The sequence below is a fragment of the Falsiroseomonas sp. HC035 genome, from assembly GCF_050563525.1.
In the GTDB taxonomy this organism is placed as follows: Bacteria; Pseudomonadota; Alphaproteobacteria; order Acetobacterales; family Acetobacteraceae; genus Falsiroseomonas.
This window is the reverse complement of sequence record NZ_JBNXUN010000005.1, coordinates 279,121-293,527: the sequence shown is the minus strand read 5'-3', so window position 1 is coordinate 293,527 and position 14,407 is coordinate 279,121. Positions and strand designations below refer to the sequence as shown.

At 70.5% G+C, this 14,407-nt stretch carries 18 protein-coding genes; 9 read left to right on the top strand and 9 right to left on the bottom strand.

Annotated elements, in window-relative coordinates:
• Positions 1-12 precede the first annotated feature (12 nt).
• The 5 genes from ACLF3G_RS13880 to thiS form a co-directional block, all read right to left on the bottom strand.
• Complete coding sequence (locus tag ACLF3G_RS13880) at positions 13-477, bottom strand: Lrp/AsnC family transcriptional regulator (RefSeq protein WP_430669970.1); 465 nt, start codon at positions 475-477, stop codon at positions 13-15.
• A gap of 87 nt (positions 478-564) precedes the next feature.
• Positions 565-1,695, bottom strand: coding sequence for a type III PLP-dependent enzyme (locus ACLF3G_RS13875; protein WP_430669969.1), 1,131 nt, complete (start codon positions 1,693-1,695; stop codon positions 565-567).
• 407 nt (positions 1,696-2,102) lie between these two features.
• The gene (locus tag ACLF3G_RS13870) at positions 2,103-2,504 is read right to left on the bottom strand and encodes a hypothetical protein (protein WP_430669968.1); all 402 of its coding nucleotides are present in this window, start codon (positions 2,502-2,504) and stop codon (positions 2,103-2,105) included.
• 75 nt (positions 2,505-2,579) lie between these two features.
• Positions 2,580-3,371 (bottom strand): thiazole synthase, encoded by a 792-nt coding sequence (locus ACLF3G_RS13865; protein ID WP_430669967.1) that lies wholly within the window; start codon positions 3,369-3,371, stop codon positions 2,580-2,582.
• 1 nt (position 3,372) lies between these two features.
• Positions 3,373-3,594 (bottom strand): sulfur carrier protein ThiS, encoded by a 222-nt coding sequence (thiS, locus tag ACLF3G_RS13860; RefSeq protein WP_430669966.1) that lies wholly within the window; start codon positions 3,592-3,594, stop codon positions 3,373-3,375.
• 137 nt (positions 3,595-3,731) lie between these two features.
• Here thiS and aroQ point away from each other — a divergent pair, with 137 nt between their 5' ends.
• From aroQ to aat, 4 genes are all read left to right on the top strand, one after another.
• Complete coding sequence (aroQ, locus tag ACLF3G_RS13855; protein WP_430669965.1) at positions 3,732-4,187, top strand: type II 3-dehydroquinate dehydratase; 456 nt, start codon at positions 3,732-3,734, stop codon at positions 4,185-4,187.
• The gene (accB, locus tag ACLF3G_RS13850) at positions 4,187-4,642 is read left to right on the top strand and encodes an acetyl-CoA carboxylase biotin carboxyl carrier protein (RefSeq protein ID WP_430669964.1); all 456 of its coding nucleotides are present in this window, start codon (positions 4,187-4,189) and stop codon (positions 4,640-4,642) included. Before aroQ ends, accB begins: the two co-directional genes overlap by 1 nt.
• Positions 4,642-5,985 carry an acetyl-CoA carboxylase biotin carboxylase subunit gene (gene accC, locus ACLF3G_RS13845; RefSeq protein WP_430669963.1) on the top strand — a complete coding sequence of 448 codons (1,344 nt, stop codon included), beginning with the start codon at positions 4,642-4,644 and terminating at the stop codon, positions 5,983-5,985. Before accB ends, accC begins: the two co-directional genes overlap by 1 nt.
• A gap of 113 nt (positions 5,986-6,098) precedes the next feature.
• Positions 6,099-6,734 carry a leucyl/phenylalanyl-tRNA--protein transferase gene (gene aat / locus ACLF3G_RS13840; RefSeq protein ID WP_430670047.1) on the top strand — a complete coding sequence of 212 codons (636 nt, stop codon included), beginning with the start codon at positions 6,099-6,101 and terminating at the stop codon, positions 6,732-6,734.
• Positions 6,735-6,749: 15 nt separating this feature from the next.
• On the opposite strand, the gene ACLF3G_RS13835 is transcribed toward aat, so the two are convergent.
• The 4 genes from ACLF3G_RS13835 to ACLF3G_RS13820 are packed head-to-tail and all read right to left on the bottom strand — an operon-like array spanning position 6,750 to position 8,156.
• A complete protein-coding gene (locus tag ACLF3G_RS13835) occupies positions 6,750-7,112 on the bottom strand; it encodes a DUF2155 domain-containing protein (protein ID WP_430669962.1) in 363 nt (120 codons plus the stop codon).
• Positions 7,109-7,330, bottom strand: coding sequence for a hypothetical protein (locus tag ACLF3G_RS13830; protein WP_430669961.1), 222 nt, complete (start codon positions 7,328-7,330; stop codon positions 7,109-7,111). The genes ACLF3G_RS13835 and ACLF3G_RS13830 overlap by 4 nt, the downstream gene beginning before the upstream one ends.
• Positions 7,327-7,818 carry an outer membrane lipid asymmetry maintenance protein MlaD gene (mlaD, locus tag ACLF3G_RS13825; RefSeq protein ID WP_430669960.1) on the bottom strand — a complete coding sequence of 164 codons (492 nt, stop codon included), beginning with the start codon at positions 7,816-7,818 and terminating at the stop codon, positions 7,327-7,329. The genes ACLF3G_RS13830 and mlaD overlap by 4 nt, the downstream gene beginning before the upstream one ends.
• Positions 7,815-8,156, bottom strand: a complete 342-nt coding sequence (locus ACLF3G_RS13820; protein WP_430669959.1) for an NADH:ubiquinone oxidoreductase subunit NDUFA12 — start codon at positions 8,154-8,156, stop codon at positions 7,815-7,817. Before ACLF3G_RS13820 ends, mlaD begins: the two co-directional genes overlap by 4 nt.
• A 184-nt stretch (positions 8,157-8,340) precedes the next feature.
• Between ACLF3G_RS13820 and ACLF3G_RS13815 the strand changes: the two genes are divergently transcribed.
• From ACLF3G_RS13815 to ACLF3G_RS13795, 5 genes are read left to right on the top strand one after another with little or no spacing between them, the layout of a single operon-like run.
• Positions 8,341-9,867 carry a hypothetical protein gene (locus ACLF3G_RS13815; protein ID WP_430669958.1) on the top strand — a complete coding sequence of 509 codons (1,527 nt, stop codon included), beginning with the start codon at positions 8,341-8,343 and terminating at the stop codon, positions 9,865-9,867.
• A 9-nt stretch (positions 9,868-9,876) separates the two neighbouring features.
• Entirely contained in the window at positions 9,877-10,335 is a 459-nt protein-coding gene (locus ACLF3G_RS13810; RefSeq protein ID WP_430669957.1) for a RidA family protein, read from the top strand.
• A gap of 39 nt (positions 10,336-10,374) precedes the next feature.
• Positions 10,375-11,538, top strand: a complete 1,164-nt coding sequence (locus ACLF3G_RS13805) for a GNAT family N-acetyltransferase (protein ID WP_430669956.1) — start codon at positions 10,375-10,377, stop codon at positions 11,536-11,538.
• A 4-nt stretch (positions 11,539-11,542) separates the two neighbouring features.
• Entirely contained in the window at positions 11,543-12,421 is an 879-nt protein-coding gene (locus tag ACLF3G_RS13800) for a DMT family transporter (RefSeq protein WP_430669955.1), read from the top strand.
• A gap of 10 nt (positions 12,422-12,431) precedes the next feature.
• Positions 12,432-14,405, top strand: a complete 1,974-nt coding sequence (locus tag ACLF3G_RS13795; protein ID WP_430669954.1) for a DNA/RNA helicase domain-containing protein — start codon at positions 12,432-12,434, stop codon at positions 14,403-14,405.
• Positions 14,406-14,407: the final 2 nt, after the last annotated feature.

Below are 14,407 nucleotides of genomic sequence, written 5' to 3'. Positions count from 1 at the left end.
CCCGAGCGGCCCCTACTCCTCCTCGGCGTCCGCGACCGGCAGAATGGCGGTTTCCTTGGGCGAGGCGAGCGCCAGGATCGTCTCGGTGCGGGCGACACCGGGCTGGCCGCGTACCGCCTCGGAGACGAAGGTCTCCAGCGCCGCGATGTCGGCCAGCCGCAGCTTCAGCAGGTAGCACCAGGCGCCAGTCACGGTGTGGCATTCGAGCACCGCCTCATGGTCCTTCATTGCGGCCATGAAGTTCGCGTCGCCCTGACCGGGATGCATCGCAACGAAGACGAAGGCGAGCAATGGGCAGCCGGCCGCGACAGGGTCCAGGTCGATCCGCCAGCCGCGGATCACCGCCCGTTCCTCCAGCCGCTTCACCCGCTCGGCGGTCGCCGAGACCGACAGGCCCGCGACCTTCGAAAGTTCCGCAAGTCCGGCCGCGCCGTTCTCCTGCAGCGCGACAACGAGGTTCCGGTCGATTTCATCCATGAGCGGAGATTAGCCCAGGCCGGACAAAAAAAGAAACGGCGGGCTCTTGCCCGCCGCATCTTTTCCGGTGATGAGCGCCCAGTGCCGTCAGATGTAGTGCTCGGCCAGCGGACGGAAGCCGTTGAAGGCCTGGCTCGCATAGGTCGTCACATAGGCCCCGGTCGACAGCAGCTGCACCTGGTCGCCGGAGTCCAGCGCCAGAGGCAGCCGGTAGTTGGACTTCTCGTACAGCGTATCCGTGCTGTCGCAGGTCGGGCCGGCGATGGTCACCGGGCCTTCCGGGGCGCCGTCGTGCGGCGTGCGGAAGTCGTAGCGGATCGCCTCGCCCTCCGTCTCCGCCAGCCCGCCAAAGCGGCCGATGTCGAGATAGACCCAGCGCACCGGATCATCCTCCGACTTGCGGGACACCAGCACCACCTCGGACGACACCACGCCGGCATCGCCGACCATGAAGCGGCCTGGCTCGATCACCATCTCCGGCAGCGCATTGCCGAAATGCTCGGTCATGGCGCCCATGATGGCATCGCCGAACTGGTCGATCTCCGGCACCTCGGCACGGTAGCGCACCGGGTAGCCACCGCCGAGGTTCACCATGCGCAGGTTGATCCCGGCATCGCGCAGGTCGGTGAAGATCATCGCCACGCGCGCGATCGCCGCCTCGTAGGCGCCGGTCTGCGTCTGCTGGCTGCCGACATGGAAGGAGATGCCGTAGGGGTCGAGGCCCCATTCCGCCGCCTTCAGCATCAGCGCCTTCGCCATTTCCGGCTCACAGCCGAACTTGCGCGAAAGTGGCCACTCGGCGCCTTTGTTCTCGACCAGGATGCGGCAGTAGACGCGCGCGCCCGGGGCGGAGCGGGCGAGCTTCTTGAGTTCCGGCTCCGAGTCGAAGGCGAACATCGTCACGCCGGCGGCGAAGGCGGCCTTGATGGCGCTCTCCTTCTTCACCGTGTTGCCGAAGGAGATATCGGCGGGCGCCGCACCGGCCTCGAGGCAGGCCTGGATTTCCTCCCAGGACGCTGCATCGAAGGACGAGCCGAGCGCGCTCAGCCGATCCAGGATCGGCGCCGCCGGGTTCGCCTTCACGGCGTAGTAGACGCGCGCCAGGGGCAGCGCGGACTTCATCCGGCTGTAGTTCTGCGCGACCCGATCGACATCGAGCACGAGGCAAGGCGTGGCCGGCGCGTGGTCGCGCAGGAAGGATGCGATTTTCGGGTTCATCGCGCCCGTACTCCCCTGAAATATCGGAGACAGCCCCTGTGGAGCGGCCCCTAGATTGACGAAACGGTCGAACGAACCAGCGACCAAAGAGAAACCGGCGGGGATGAACCCGCCGGGGTGCCAGAACGCTTGACGTCGTTGCGTTAACCTTGCGCCGCGGTGGCAGCCCCGTTCATTCGGGCTGCTCCGTGGGCCTGGGGCCTTCGGCACGTGCGTACTGCGTCTGCGGCGCATATAGGCCCGATGCCGCAGAGGGGAAAGCGGTTTTCGCCGTGCCGGCCGTTTTTTTTCCGCGAAACGCCGCGAAGCGCCGGAAAGCCCCCCTGCCCGCCCCGGGGGAAGCCCGCGATGGCTCCTGAAAAAGGGGCCGGTTCCAAGCGAATCCGCCTGAACCGGCCAATGTGCCCTCAGCTGGCGATCAGGCCGCGGTTGGTGATGGTGATCTGGCTGGCGGCGCAGACATTGATGCGGCGCAGTTCGGAGGCTTGGCCGTTGTTCCAGACCACGCGGAAATCGTAGGCGCCTTCGTTGGCGGCGCGGTAGGTCACCTGCCGCCCCGGCGCCAGTACGGACTGCCCAAGCTGGTCGTTGCCCCAGGCGCCCAGGCTCGAATGACTGAAATACAGCCGCTCCACCGTGCGGCCGGACTGGTTGACCACGCGGAAGGCGGTGTTGCAGGCCGGCCGGGTCACCACGGCGCGCTGCTGGAGCTGGCCCTGCGGCTGGACATAGACGGCCTGCTGCGGCGCCTCGACGCAGGCTGACAGCACGAAGGCCCCGAGCAGGGACCACAACCGACGTCTCAGCATGCTTTCCTCCCATGGCGAACCGTTCGCCACGGGAATAACGCTAAACTTAGTTCACGTTCGTAAACAAGCCTGTCTTCAGCGGATCAGCCCGGAGACCGGGGATGACGGGTCCGCCGCCGCGCTGCGCGGCATCCGCCCGGCCAGGAAGGCATCCCGCCCCGCCTCCACCGCCGCCTTCATCGCCCGCGCCATCCGCACCGGGTCCCCGGCATGGGCGATGGCGGAATTCAGCAGCACCGCGTCGCAGCCGAGTTCCATCGCCAGCGCGGCGTCCGACGCCGTGCCGATGCCGGCATCGACCAGCACCGGCACCTTCGCCTGGGCGATGATCGCCTTGATCATGAAGGGATTGGCGACGCCGAGGCCGGAGCCGATCGGCGCGCCGAGCGGCATGATGGCGACGCAGCCCATCTCCTCCAGCCGCTTCGCCGCCACCGGGTCGTCGGCGCAATAGACCATCACCTCGAAGCCATCGGCCAGCAGCGCCGCCGCCGCCTCGAAGGTCGCCTGCATGTCCGGATACAGGAAGGGCGGCGGGCCAAGCACCTCCAGCTTCACCAGGTTCCAGCCGCCGGCCTCCCGCGCCAGGCGCAGGGTGCGGACGGCGTCCTGCGCGGTGAAGCAGCCGGCGGTGTTGGGCAGGTAGGTGTAGCGGTCGGGCGGGACGAAATCCTGCAGCATCGGCTGGCTGGCATCGGACAGGTTCACGCGGCGCACCGCGACCGTCACCATCTCCGCGCCCGAAGCCTCGATGGCACGCTGCGTCTCCGGCAGGTCCTTGTAGCGGCCGGTGCCGACCACGAGGCGGGAGCGGAAGCGCCGGCCAGCGACGGTCCAGCCTTCGTCTGCCTGTGCCAATCCGTCCATCTCAGCCACCTCCGATGAAATGCACGATCTCCAGCCGGTCGCCCTCAGCCAGCCGCGTCGCGGCCCAGGCGGATCGCGGCACGATCTCCAGGTTGCGCTCCACCGCGACCTTCGGCGCGGCGAGGCCGATGAGCGTCAGCAGCTCGGCCACGGAAGCGCCCTCCGGCGCCTGGCGGGCCTCGCCGTTCACCTCGATGGAGATGGTCATGCGCGTCTCTGTCATGAACGGAAGATGGCCGCCGCCCGGGCCGCGAACAAGACGCGCCCGGTGCAACGCTGGCATATCGACGGGTGGCAGCCGGCTTGCCCCTGCCGTTCGGGCCGTGCTAGCCCGGCCCACCCTGAAAATCCGGGATTCCCGTGACCCCGCCGCTGATCGTCGTCCTGAACGGCCCCAACCTGAACCTGCTCGGCACCCGCCAGCCGGAGATCTATGGCGCCGCGACCCTCGACGACGTGGAGGCGCTGTGTGCGGAGACCGCGGACCAGCTCGACCTCGCCATCGACTTCCGGCAGACGAACGGCGAGGGCGAGCTGATCACGTGGGTGCAGGAATGCCGCGGGCGCGCCGCCGGCATCATCATCAACCCAGCCGGCTACAGCCACACCTCCGTCGCGCTGATGGATGCGTTGAAGGCCGTCGACCTGCCGGTGATCGAGGTCCACATTTCCAATATCCACCGCCGCGAGGAATTTCGCCACTTGAGCTACGTCTCCAAGGCCGCCACCGGCGTCATCGCCGGGCTTGGCATCCAGGGCTACGCGCTGGCGCTCCAGGCGATGGCCGAGCTCGTGGCCGCAGAGGGAGAGCCCTGATGTCGGGCGTGCGATTCGACGCGGACGCGATCCGCGAGCTGGCCAAGATCCTGCGCGAGACCGACCTCACCGAAATCGAGCTGGTCGAGAAGGACAGCCGCATCCGCGTGGCGCGCCAGGTGACGGTGCAGGCGGTCGCGCATGTGCCGGCCACGGCGGCGCCGGCTGCCGTGCCGGCACCGCTCGCCGTGGTTTCGGCGGCGGAGGCCGATGCGGCGCATCCGGGCCTGGTCACCTCCCCCATGGTCGGCGTCGCATACCTGTCGCCCGAGCCGGGTGCGGCCGCCTTCGTCACGCTCGGCGCCAAGGTCGCGCAGGGCCAGACGCTGATGCTGATCGAGGCGATGAAGACCTTCAACCAGATCCGCGCGCCGCGTGCTGGCACTGTCACCCGCATCCTGGTGGAAGGGGGATCGCCCGTGGAATACGGCGAACCCTTGATGATCATCGAGTGATGTTCCGCAAGGTTCTGATCGCGAACCGCGGCGAAATCGCGCTCCGCGTCCATCGTGCCTGCCAGGAAATGGGCATCCGCACCGTCGCGGTGCACTCCACCGCGGACAACACCGCGATGCATGTGCGGCTGGCGGATGAAAGCGTCTGCATCGGGCCGCCTTCCGCCCGCGACAGCTACCTGAACATGGCGGCGATCCTTTCGGCAGCCGCCATCACCGGGGCGGAAGCGATCCATCCCGGCTACGGCTTCCTGTCAGAGAACGCGAACTTCGCCGAGATGGTGGAGGCGCATGGCCTCGCCTTCATCGGCCCCTCCCCCGCGCATATCCGCATGATGGGCGACAAGATCGCCGCCAAGGACGCGATGCGCCGGCTTGGCGTGCCGCTGGTGCCGGGCTCCGACGGCGCCGTGACCAGCTTCGAGGAAGCCCGCGCCGTCGCCGACCAGGTGAAGTACCCGGTGCTGATCAAGGCCGCCGCCGGCGGTGGCGGGCGCGGCATGAAGGTGGCGCGCAGCGAGGACGAGCTGGACGAGGCCTTCCGCGTCGCCCGCGCCGAATCCAAGGCCGCCTTCGGCGATGACAGCGTCTACCTCGAGAAGTACCTCGACCGGCCACGGCACATCGAACTGCAGGTGCTGGCCGACAACTACGGCAACGTGGTGCATTTCGGCGAGCGCGACTGTTCCCTGCAACGTCGCCACCAGAAGCTGGTGGAGGAAGCCGGCAGCCCGGTGCTGACGCATGACGAGCGCATGGCGCTCGGCGCGCAGGTCACTGGCGGGCTGCGCCAGCTCGGCTACCGCAATGCCGGCACGCTGGAGTTCCTGTGGCAGGATGGCCAGTTCGCCTTCATCGAGATGAACACCCGCCTGCAGGTCGAGCACCCGGTCACGGAGATGGTCTGCAACGTCGACCTGGTGAAGGAACAGGTCCGCATCGCCGCCGGCGAACCGCTTGGGTACACCCAGGACGAGGTGCGCTTTTCCGGCCACGCGATCGAGTGCCGGATCACGGCGGAAGACCCCGAGACGTTCGCCCCCAGCCCGGGCCGGGTGGACATGTACCATGCGCCGGGCGGGCTTGGCGTGCGGGTCGATAGCGCGCTGTATTCGGGCTACACGGTGCCGTCGCACTACGACAGCCTGGTGGCCAAGCTGGTGGTGCATGGCCAGACCCGGCCGGAAGCCATTGCCCGCCTGCGCCGCGCCTTGGCGGAGATGGTGGTCAGCGGCATCAAGACCACCCTGCCGCTGCACCAGCGCATCGTGGCCGACCCGCAATTCCAGGCCGGCGACTATACGATCCACTGGCTCGAGAAATTCGTCTCTCAACAAGGTTGACAATACCAACATAAACCTGACACGCGCCGCGGCAGGCTGCCCTCGCAGCGCCATCGTGGTTGGCGCATAGTGGCGGGGTGAGCCGGCGCCAGTTTGAAATCACGCCCGACCTGATGCTCCGCGCCTATCGGGCGGGGTTGTTCCCCATGGCCGAGACGCGGCGCGGGGACCGGCTGTACTGGCTGGACCCGGAACTGCGCGGCGTGCTGCCGCTGGACCGCTTCCACCTGTCCCGCCGCCTGCGCCGCACGGTGCTGTCCGGTGGCTTCACCGTCACCACGAACCGCGATTTCCACGGCGTCATCGCCGCCTGCGCCGCCCCGGCCGCAGGCCGCGAGGACACCTGGATCAATCCCGAGATCGAGCGGCTTTTCGGCGCCCTGCACCGTATGGGCCACGCCCACTCGGTGGAGGTCTGGCTGCCTGCGGAAGGCGGGCCGCAACTGGTCGGCGGGCTGTATGGCGTGGCGCTCGGAGGTGCCTTCTTCGGCGAAAGCATGTTCAGCCGCGCCCGCGACGCTTCCAAGGTGGCGCTGGTGCATCTGGTGGCGCGGCTGCGGCTGTTCGGCTTCACCCTGCTGGACGCGCAGTTCCAGACCGCGCACCTGGCGCAGTTCGGCTGCCACGAGGTGCCGCGCCAGTTCTACAAGCGCCTGCTGTCGGAGGCGGTGGAGGAACAGCCGCGCTGGAACGATGCGGTGGACCCTGATGCGGTCCGCGCGGAGATCCTGAAGCTGCGCGAAGCCTGAGCGAAGCCTGAGCGGCTACTGCGGCCGGCATTCCAGGATGCGGATGTCGTAGACCGGGTGCTGCAGCATGTTCACGCCTGGTGCCTGGGCGAACATCCAGCCGCGAAAGGCGGGCGGCGCATCGGCCGCGGCGCGGCTGTCCGTGATCTCCATCCAGGCGGAGGCGTCCGCGACCTCGTCCGGTGGGCGGGCGAAGCAGGACCGCACGGTGATGGTCAGGCTGCCGAAGCGTTCCGGCTGGTTCAGCGTGGCGCGCAGCAGGGTAATGCGCGCCGTCACCTTGTCCAGCGCCTGCAGCACCGCGACGCGCTGCGGGCGCCATTCCTGCGCGGCGGCTGGCAGGGAAAGCAGGACCAGGGCCAGGGCGAGTCGGATCATGCGCCGCGCTTCGGGCTGGGCAGGGCGGCCACCATCTCGGCGAAGATCCGCCGCATGGCGGCCTCGTCCACCCCCATCAGCACCGCATCCTCGAAGGCATCGCGCAACACCTGCGCGGCCTCGCGATGGTTTTCGGCCAGCACCTTCAGCTTCTCCCGGCAGGACAGTGGCGTGCCATCGGCACCGGGCCAGGTTGCGGGCGGGTCCAGCGCCGTCATGGCTGGGTCGGCGCCGCCTCACCGCCGCGTGCCGGCGCTTCCGTCATCGAGAAGATGAAGCGGCCGAGCAGGCTTTCCAGGCTGATCGCCGACTGGGTGATCGTGATCTCACCGCCATCGGCCAGGATACGGTCCGCCCCGCCCGGCACCAGGGAGACGAAGCGGCCGCCGAGCAGGCCCTCGCTGGCGATCTCGGCGGAACTGTCGGCCGGCATGCGCAGCGAGCTGTCGATTCGCATGGTTAGCACCGCGAGGAAGGTAGCCGGGTCAATGCGCTGGTCCACCACGCTGCCGACCTTGACCCCGGCCACCCGCACATCGGCGCCGGGGGCGAGTCCGTCGATCCGCTCGAACTTCGCGCTCAGCGTCAGCCCGGGCCCGGAGAAGCCGCCGCGGCCGCTGTTGGTGACGGCGTAGGCAAGGAAGCTGCCGGTCACCAGCAGCACCAGGGCGCCGGCCAGAACCTCGGTGAGGGAGCGACCCTTCATGGCGTCCAAGCCTCGTAGTCGCCTGTGGTCACCTGGCGGCGGCCGCCGGAATAGTCATGGCCGGCGGGGTGCCAGGCCTGGGGGGTGCCGGTCGGGTTCGGGCGGTGTTCCACCATCCAGGGGTGGCGCTTCGCCTCGTCCAGCGGCACAGCGGAGGTGTGGTGCAGCCAGGCGTGCCATTCGGGCGGCACGCTGGTCGCCTCGGCCGTGCCGGCATACAGCACCCAGCGGCGCTTCCGGCCATAGCCCAGGAAATCCTTGCGGGATTCGTAGTAGGCATTGCCGAAGCGGTCGGTGCCGATCTTGCGGCCGGACAGGGTGGCGGTCAGGCGCAGCATCAGCGACATATGCGGTCCTCGGGCTCCGTGCATCCGCGGTCGGGCAGATGCGGAGGCGCGCAGTTTCGCACAACCCCCGCTCCCGCGCAAAATCGGCGCTTGTCCACAGGATGTTGCGCGACCGGGCGGTTGGGCACACCAGATACGGCTTCCGCCGGGCGCCGGGGGGCTCTAGGCTGAACGCATGACATCACTCGCCGGAACGCTGTGGGATCGGGTCGGGCTGTGGCGGGTGCGCGCCGCGCCGGACCCCGACTCCGCCCCCCGCCCGATCGCCCTGCCGCTCGACTGGGACGAGGCGACGGCGGAGGCCATCGCCGCACTGGCACCGGGCACCGGCCCTGTGGTGTTCCCGAAGCTGGCGGAGGGCTGGATCGGCCGGCTGGCACTGCGGGGGCGGGAGCTTCGCCTGCACGCCGATGCCGCGGCGCAGGACCGTTTCGCCGCCGCCCTCCGCGCCCTGCTGCTGTCCCGCCGCGGGGCCCCCGGCGCGGCCATCTGGCGCGGCGAGGCGCGTGGCCCGGCCCGCTTCGTGCTCAACCTGCCGGCCTTCCTGGATGCGGATGGCAGCTTCGACTCGGCCGCCTACGTGGCCGCGGTTGGCGTCGCGGTGCGGGCGCTCGATATCTGGACGGGGACCAGGTCCCCGCGGCTGGGCGTCGGCTTCTGCGACCTGGCCGGGCTGCTCGCAGGGCTTGGCCTACGCTACGGCTCGGCCGAGGCCCGCGCGGTTGCGGGTGCCATCGCGGCCTTGACCCGTGGTGCGGCGGAAGCCGAATCCGGACGGATCGCGGAGCTGCTGGGCGCGAAGGAACCGGTGGCGCTGTTCGCCCCGCCACCGCCGGGCGCCACCGTGGTGCCCGGCTTGGCCGAGGCAGCACGCGCGGCGCTGGATGCGGCGGCCGGCAGCCCCGGGCTGCGCCACCAGGTGCTGGTCGCCCTTGCGGCCCCGGACGCCGTTGAGGCCATGCTGGGGGCCGAGACGGGCGGCCTCGCCCCCGCTCCCGGCGCCACCCGGCTGGCGCTGGACCGTGGCGGCTGGGTCGCCGAAGTGCCGACGCGCAACGCCCTGCGCATCGGCCGCGCAGCCGCCGAGGCGCTGCTGGCGCCGGTGCCGGATTCCGATTGGGCCGCGATGGCCCGCGCCGCGGCGCCCTGGCTTCACGTGGCGCCGCCGATGCCGGTTGCCGAGGCTGCTCCGGCCCGTGCCGCGCCGCCCTTGCCGGAACCGGCCCGCGCGCTGCGCCCGTCAGGTGCCGTCTGGCGCGTCTCGGTCGGCGGTCACAAGGTGGTGCTGCGCACGGCGGAGGACGCCGAAGGCCGGCTGGCCGAGGTCACCGTCGCGCTGACCAAGGAGTCGGCGGCCTATCGCAGCCTGATGGACGCGATGTTGCAGGCGGTGTCCATCGGGCTCGCCAGCAGCGTGAAGCTGGATACCTATGTCGAGGCCTATGCCTATACCCGCTTCGGCCCGGCCGGCCTGGTGGAGGGCGACCCCGCGATCCGCCGCGCCACCAGCGTGCTGGACTGGGCCTTCCGGCGCCTGGCGCTGGACTATCTCGGCCGGCGCGACCTGGCCGACCCCTCCGAGGCGGATTGCGCGCCGGACGCGACGGGCCACGCTGCCGAACAACTGCCGCTGCTGCCAATGGACCTGCCCGCCGCCCCGGCGCCGCGCGCCCGGCGGCGGCAACTCAAGCTGGTGGGATAAGGAACGGGCATGTCGGTCGAGGCGAACCTCCAGAAGCTGGGCATCACCCTGCCGCAGCCGGCGGCCCCGGTGGCGAACTACATCGGCTTCAACCAGGTGGGCAGCCTGCTGGTGGTCTCCGGGCAAATTCCGTTCAAGGACGGCAAGGTGGCCTTCACCGGCAAGGTCGGCCAGGGCGTGACGCTGGAGCAGGGGCAGGAAGCGGCGCGGCTCTGCTTCATCAACCTGATGGCGCAGGTGAAGGCGGCGGTGGGCGACCTGGACCGGGTGAAGCGCGTCGTCCGCCTCGGCGGCTTCATCGCGGCGGGACCGGATTTCACCCAGCATGCTGTGGTGATGAACGGCGCCTCCGACCTTGCGGTGGCGGTGTTCGGGGATGCCGGGCGGCATGCGCGGACCACGATCGGCGTGCCCTCCCTGCCCGCCGACGCGGCCGTGGAAGTCGAGGGGATGTTCGAGATTGGCTGACCGGTTGCGGCGGCTCCGACGCGCCCAACCTCTCTCGCCATGCCCGACGACCAGCCTGAACTGAGCCTCGCGCTCCACCGCTCCATCGCCGAGATCCCGGCGCTGGACTGGGACGCCTGCGCCGGCGACCAGAACCCCTTCGTAAGCCATGCCTTCCTGCTGGCGCTGGAGGAATCCGGCAGCACCGGCGGGCGCAGCGGCTGGTTGCCGCAGCATGCTGCGCTGCGTGACCCCACCGGACGCCTGCTGGCCTGCGCGCCCTGCTACGCCAAGGCGCATTCCCAGGGTGAATACGTCTTCGATTTCGCCTGGGCGGACGCCTTCGAGCGGGCCGGTGGCCGCTACTACCCGAAGCTCCAGGTCGCCTCCCCGTTCAGCCCGGTTCCGGGGCCGCGGCTGCTGGTGCGGCCGGATGCGGGCATCGGTGCCGAGGCGCTGGCGCAGGGGCTGGTGCAGGCCTGCGGGCAGCTCGACCTGTCCTCCGTCCACTGCACCTTCTGCACGCCGGAGGAATGGGAGAAGCTCGGCGCAGCCGGTTGGCTGCAACGCATCGGCACGCAGTTCCACTGGACCAACCAGGGCTATGCCAGTTTCGATGACTTCCTCGGCGCGCTGTCCAGCCGCAAGCGCAAGCAGATCAAGCGCGAGCGGCGCGATGCCGAAGGCTCCGGCTTCGTGCTGAAGACGCTGCGCGGGCACGAAATCACGCGGCGCCACTGGGACGCCTTCCACCAGTTCTACCTGGCCACCACCGACAAGCGTTGGGGTCGCAGCGCCTACCTGAAGAAGGCATTTTGGCCGCTGCTCGGCGAGCGGCTGGGTGACAAGGTCGTGCTGATGGTCGCAGAACAGGATGGCGAGCCGGTCGCCGGCGCTTTGAACCTGCTGGGGTCGGAGGCGCTGTACGGCCGCAACTGGGGCTGCATCGTGGAGGCGCCCTTCCTGCATTTCGAGCTGTGCTACTACCGCGCCATCGACTTCGCGATCGAGCACAAGCTGCCCCGCGTCGAGGCCGGCGCCCAGGGCGAGCACAAGATCCAGCGCGGCTACCTGCCGGTGCCAACCTATTCCGCGCACTGGATCCAGCACCCGGGCCTGCGCCGCGCCATCGCCGATTTCCTCGACCGCGAGCGCCCGGCGATGCTGGCGGAGATGGAGGCGTTGGGCGAGATGTCGCCATTCAAGCGCGACGGCGAAGCCTGACGATGTGCTGACCGCCTACGCGCAACTCGCCGCCTCCATGGCGCTGGTCGGCGCCAATGTCGGCGTGGCGAAACTGCTGGCGGCGTCCCTGCCCATCCCGATGATCGCCGGCCTGCGCTGCGCGCTGGCTGTCGCCGTGCTGTGGCCACTGGCGCGCGCGATGGACGGGCGCGTGCGGGTGGATGGCCGCAGCCTGTGGAACCTGGCCTTGCAGGCCGCCTTCGGCACGGTGATCTACAATGCCGGGCTGCTCGCGGGCCTGCGGCTGACCACGGCGCTGGAGGCGGGGCTGGTGCTGGCGACGCTGCCCGCGGTCGTCGCCATCGGCAGCGCGCTTTGGCTGCGGGAGACGCTGCCGCCGCGGCAATGGGCCGCGGTCGCGCTCGCCGCCTTCGGCATGGGCGCGATCACGGTGGCCCGCGTCGGGGCTGAGGGTCATGGATCGCTGCTCGGCAACCTGCTGGTGTTCGGCGGTGTCTGTGGGGAGGCGATGTATGTGCTGCTCGCCAAGCGCATCGCCGGGCGCCTGCCGGTGGTGACCGCCAGCCTCTGGATGCAGGGCTTCTCCGTGCTGATGCTGCTGCCCTTCTGCCTGCCGGTGCTGGGCAGCGTCGCAGCGCTGGCGGACCCGGCGGTGGCCGGGCTGCTGGTGTTCCACAGCCTGACCACAAGCGTGCTGTGCCTGCTGCTGTGGTATGCCGGCATGAAGCGCGCACCGGCCGGGATCGCCGGCATCTTCACGGCATTCCTGCCGGCAACGGCGGCGCTGGTCGCCATCGGCTTCCTGGGCGAGACCTTCACCGCCGCGCACGCCGCCGGCTTCTGCCTGCTGACCGGCAGCATGCTGCTGGCCACCTGGCCATCCCGGAAGCGCAACGTGTAGACTTGCGAGGATGCGCGCCTGGCTGTCCTGCACGGGGTTCGAACTGCTCGCCCGCGATCCCGCGGATATCGTCGGCCGTCTTGCCGCCGCACAGCAGGCGCGCGGCTATCCCGGCTCGCCGGACCAGGATTTCGCCTGGCGCGGCCAGGTGGCGGCGCTGCGGCAGGCGGTTGCGCACGCCGGTGGCGCGGCCTGGACGGTGGCGCTGGAATACGACCTGCTGCGGCTGGAAAAGCGAGTCGACGCGGTGCTGCTGACCGACCGTGCGATCCTGGCGCTGGAGTTCAAGACCGCCGCCGCCACCCCCGCCGCGCTGGCGGAGGCCGAGGACTACGCGCTCGACCTGCGCGACTTCCACGCCGGCAGCCGCCACCACCCGATCCTGCCCGTTCTGGTTGCCGGCGAAGACGGGTTCCACCCGCCGGCGCAGCCGCCGCTGTTCTGGGACGGCGTGCTGCAACCGCTGGCCTGCGGTGCGGCCGGCCTTGGCGACCTGCTGGCCTGGGTGCAGTCCACTGCACCGGTGGGCAGCGCGCTGGACGGCGCGGCCTGGCTTGCCGCGCCCTACCGCCCGGTGCCGACGATCGTGGAGGCGGCGACGCTGCTCTATGCCCGCAACGGCGTCGCCCAGATCGCCAGCGCCCGCGCCGATGCCGCCAACCTGACGCGGACGGCGGCGGCCATCAGCAGTGCCGTCGCCCTGGCGAGGCAGGAGAAGGCGAAGACGGTGGTGTTCGTCACCGGGATTCCGGGCGCGGGCAAGACCCTCTGCGGCCTCAACGCCATCTTCGGCGCCGCGAAGCAGGATGGCGCCGCCTTCCTCACCGGCAATGCGCCGCTGATCGCGGTGCTGCGCGCGGCCCTGGTCCAGGATGCCGTGCTGCGCGGCGAATGTGGGCGGGCCGAGGCCGAGCGCCGCGTCAAGGCCGCATTGCAGAACGTGCATCGCTTCCTGGAGGACAACGCCGAGGCCACCACCGCGCCGCCCGAGCGCATGATCGTGTTCGACGAGGCGCAGCGCGCCTGGGATGCGGCCAAGGCGCGCCTCGGCACCCGCAACCGCCCCTCCCGCCTCAGCATGAGCGAACCCGGGCACACGCTGGACATCATGGGCCGCCACGAGGGCTGGGCCGTGGTGGTCGCGCTGATCGGCCAGGGACAGGAGATCAACACCGGGGAGGCCGGCCTCGCGGAATGGGGCCGGGTCATCCAGGCCGATCCGCGCTGGCGCGCCGTCGCGGCCCCGCGCGGGCAGCAGGGGCTGGACGTGCCCGGCGCCGGCTGGCTGGCGTTGGACCCGGCCCTGGACCTGGTGACGCCGATCCGCAGCATCCGCGAAACCGCCGGCGCCGCCTGGGTGGACGCGGTGCTGCGCGGCGCGGTGGCGGAGGCGCGGGACCTCGCCGCCGGCTGCACCCTGCCCTTCCTGGTCACCCGCGACCTGCCGGCGATGCGCGCCGCGCTGCGTGGCCTGGCGCGCGGGCAGCGCCGCGCCGGGCTGCTGGCCTCGGCGGGGGCGAAGCGGCTGCGGGCGGAGGGGCTCGGCGTGCAGTTGGAGGATGTGGCGGACTGGTTCCTGCGGCGCTGGCCCGACGTGCGCGGCTCCGACGCGCTGGAGACCATCGCCACGGAATATGACTGCCAGGGCCTGGAGCTGGATGTCGCCGGTCTCGCCTGGGGCGGCGACTTCATCCGTCGCGCCGACACCTGGCAGGCGCGCAATTTTGTGGGCGCGGCCTGGCAGCGGGCGGAGAAGGACGCGACCTTCATCCGCAACACCTACCGTGTGCTGCTGACCCGCGCCCGCTACGAGACCATCATCTGGGTGCCACGCGGCAGCCCGCGCGCCGACCCGTTCCACGACCCGACCCGCGACTCGGCGGAGATGGACGCCGTCGCCGAATTCCTCCTCGCCTGCGGCGCCCGCCCGCTGGAGGCTTTCGCGCCGCCCGCGCAGGACGCCGCCCCCGCCCTGCTGCTATAGCC

Coding starts and splice junctions, on each gene's coding strand:
- ACLF3G_RS13795 (WP_430669954.1), top strand. CDS start 12,432: ATGCGCGCCTGGCTGTCCTGCACGGGGTTCGAACTGCTCGCCCGCGAT.
- ACLF3G_RS13830 (WP_430669961.1), bottom strand. CDS start 7,330: ATGACGGCGCTGGACCCGCCCGCAACCTGGCCCGGTGCCGATGGCACG.
- mlaD (WP_430669960.1), bottom strand. CDS start 7,818: ATGAAGGGTCGCTCCCTCACCGAGGTTCTGGCCGGCGCCCTGGTGCTG.
- accC (WP_430669963.1), top strand. CDS start 4,642: ATGTTCCGCAAGGTTCTGATCGCGAACCGCGGCGAAATCGCGCTCCGC.
- ACLF3G_RS13820 (WP_430669959.1), bottom strand. CDS start 8,156: ATGCTGCGCCTGACCGCCACCCTGTCCGGCCGCAAGATCGGCACCGAC.
- ACLF3G_RS13815 (WP_430669958.1), top strand. CDS start 8,341: ATGACATCACTCGCCGGAACGCTGTGGGATCGGGTCGGGCTGTGGCGG.
- thiS (WP_430669966.1), bottom strand. CDS start 3,594: ATGACAGAGACGCGCATGACCATCTCCATCGAGGTGAACGGCGAGGCC.
- ACLF3G_RS13805 (WP_430669956.1), top strand. CDS start 10,375: ATGCCCGACGACCAGCCTGAACTGAGCCTCGCGCTCCACCGCTCCATC.
- ACLF3G_RS13875 (WP_430669969.1), bottom strand. CDS start 1,695: ATGAACCCGAAAATCGCATCCTTCCTGCGCGACCACGCGCCGGCCACG.
- aat (WP_430670047.1), top strand. CDS start 6,099: ATGCTCCGCGCCTATCGGGCGGGGTTGTTCCCCATGGCCGAGACGCGG.
- ACLF3G_RS13865 (WP_430669967.1), bottom strand. CDS start 3,371: ATGGACGGATTGGCACAGGCAGACGAAGGCTGGACCGTCGCTGGCCGG.
- ACLF3G_RS13870 (WP_430669968.1), bottom strand. CDS start 2,504: ATGCTGAGACGTCGGTTGTGGTCCCTGCTCGGGGCCTTCGTGCTGTCA.
- ACLF3G_RS13835 (WP_430669962.1), bottom strand. CDS start 7,112: ATGATCCGACTCGCCCTGGCCCTGGTCCTGCTTTCCCTGCCAGCCGCC.
- ACLF3G_RS13880 (WP_430669970.1), bottom strand. CDS start 477: ATGGATGAAATCGACCGGAACCTCGTTGTCGCGCTGCAGGAGAACGGC.
- accB (WP_430669964.1), top strand. CDS start 4,187: ATGTCGGGCGTGCGATTCGACGCGGACGCGATCCGCGAGCTGGCCAAG.
- ACLF3G_RS13810 (WP_430669957.1), top strand. CDS start 9,877: ATGTCGGTCGAGGCGAACCTCCAGAAGCTGGGCATCACCCTGCCGCAG.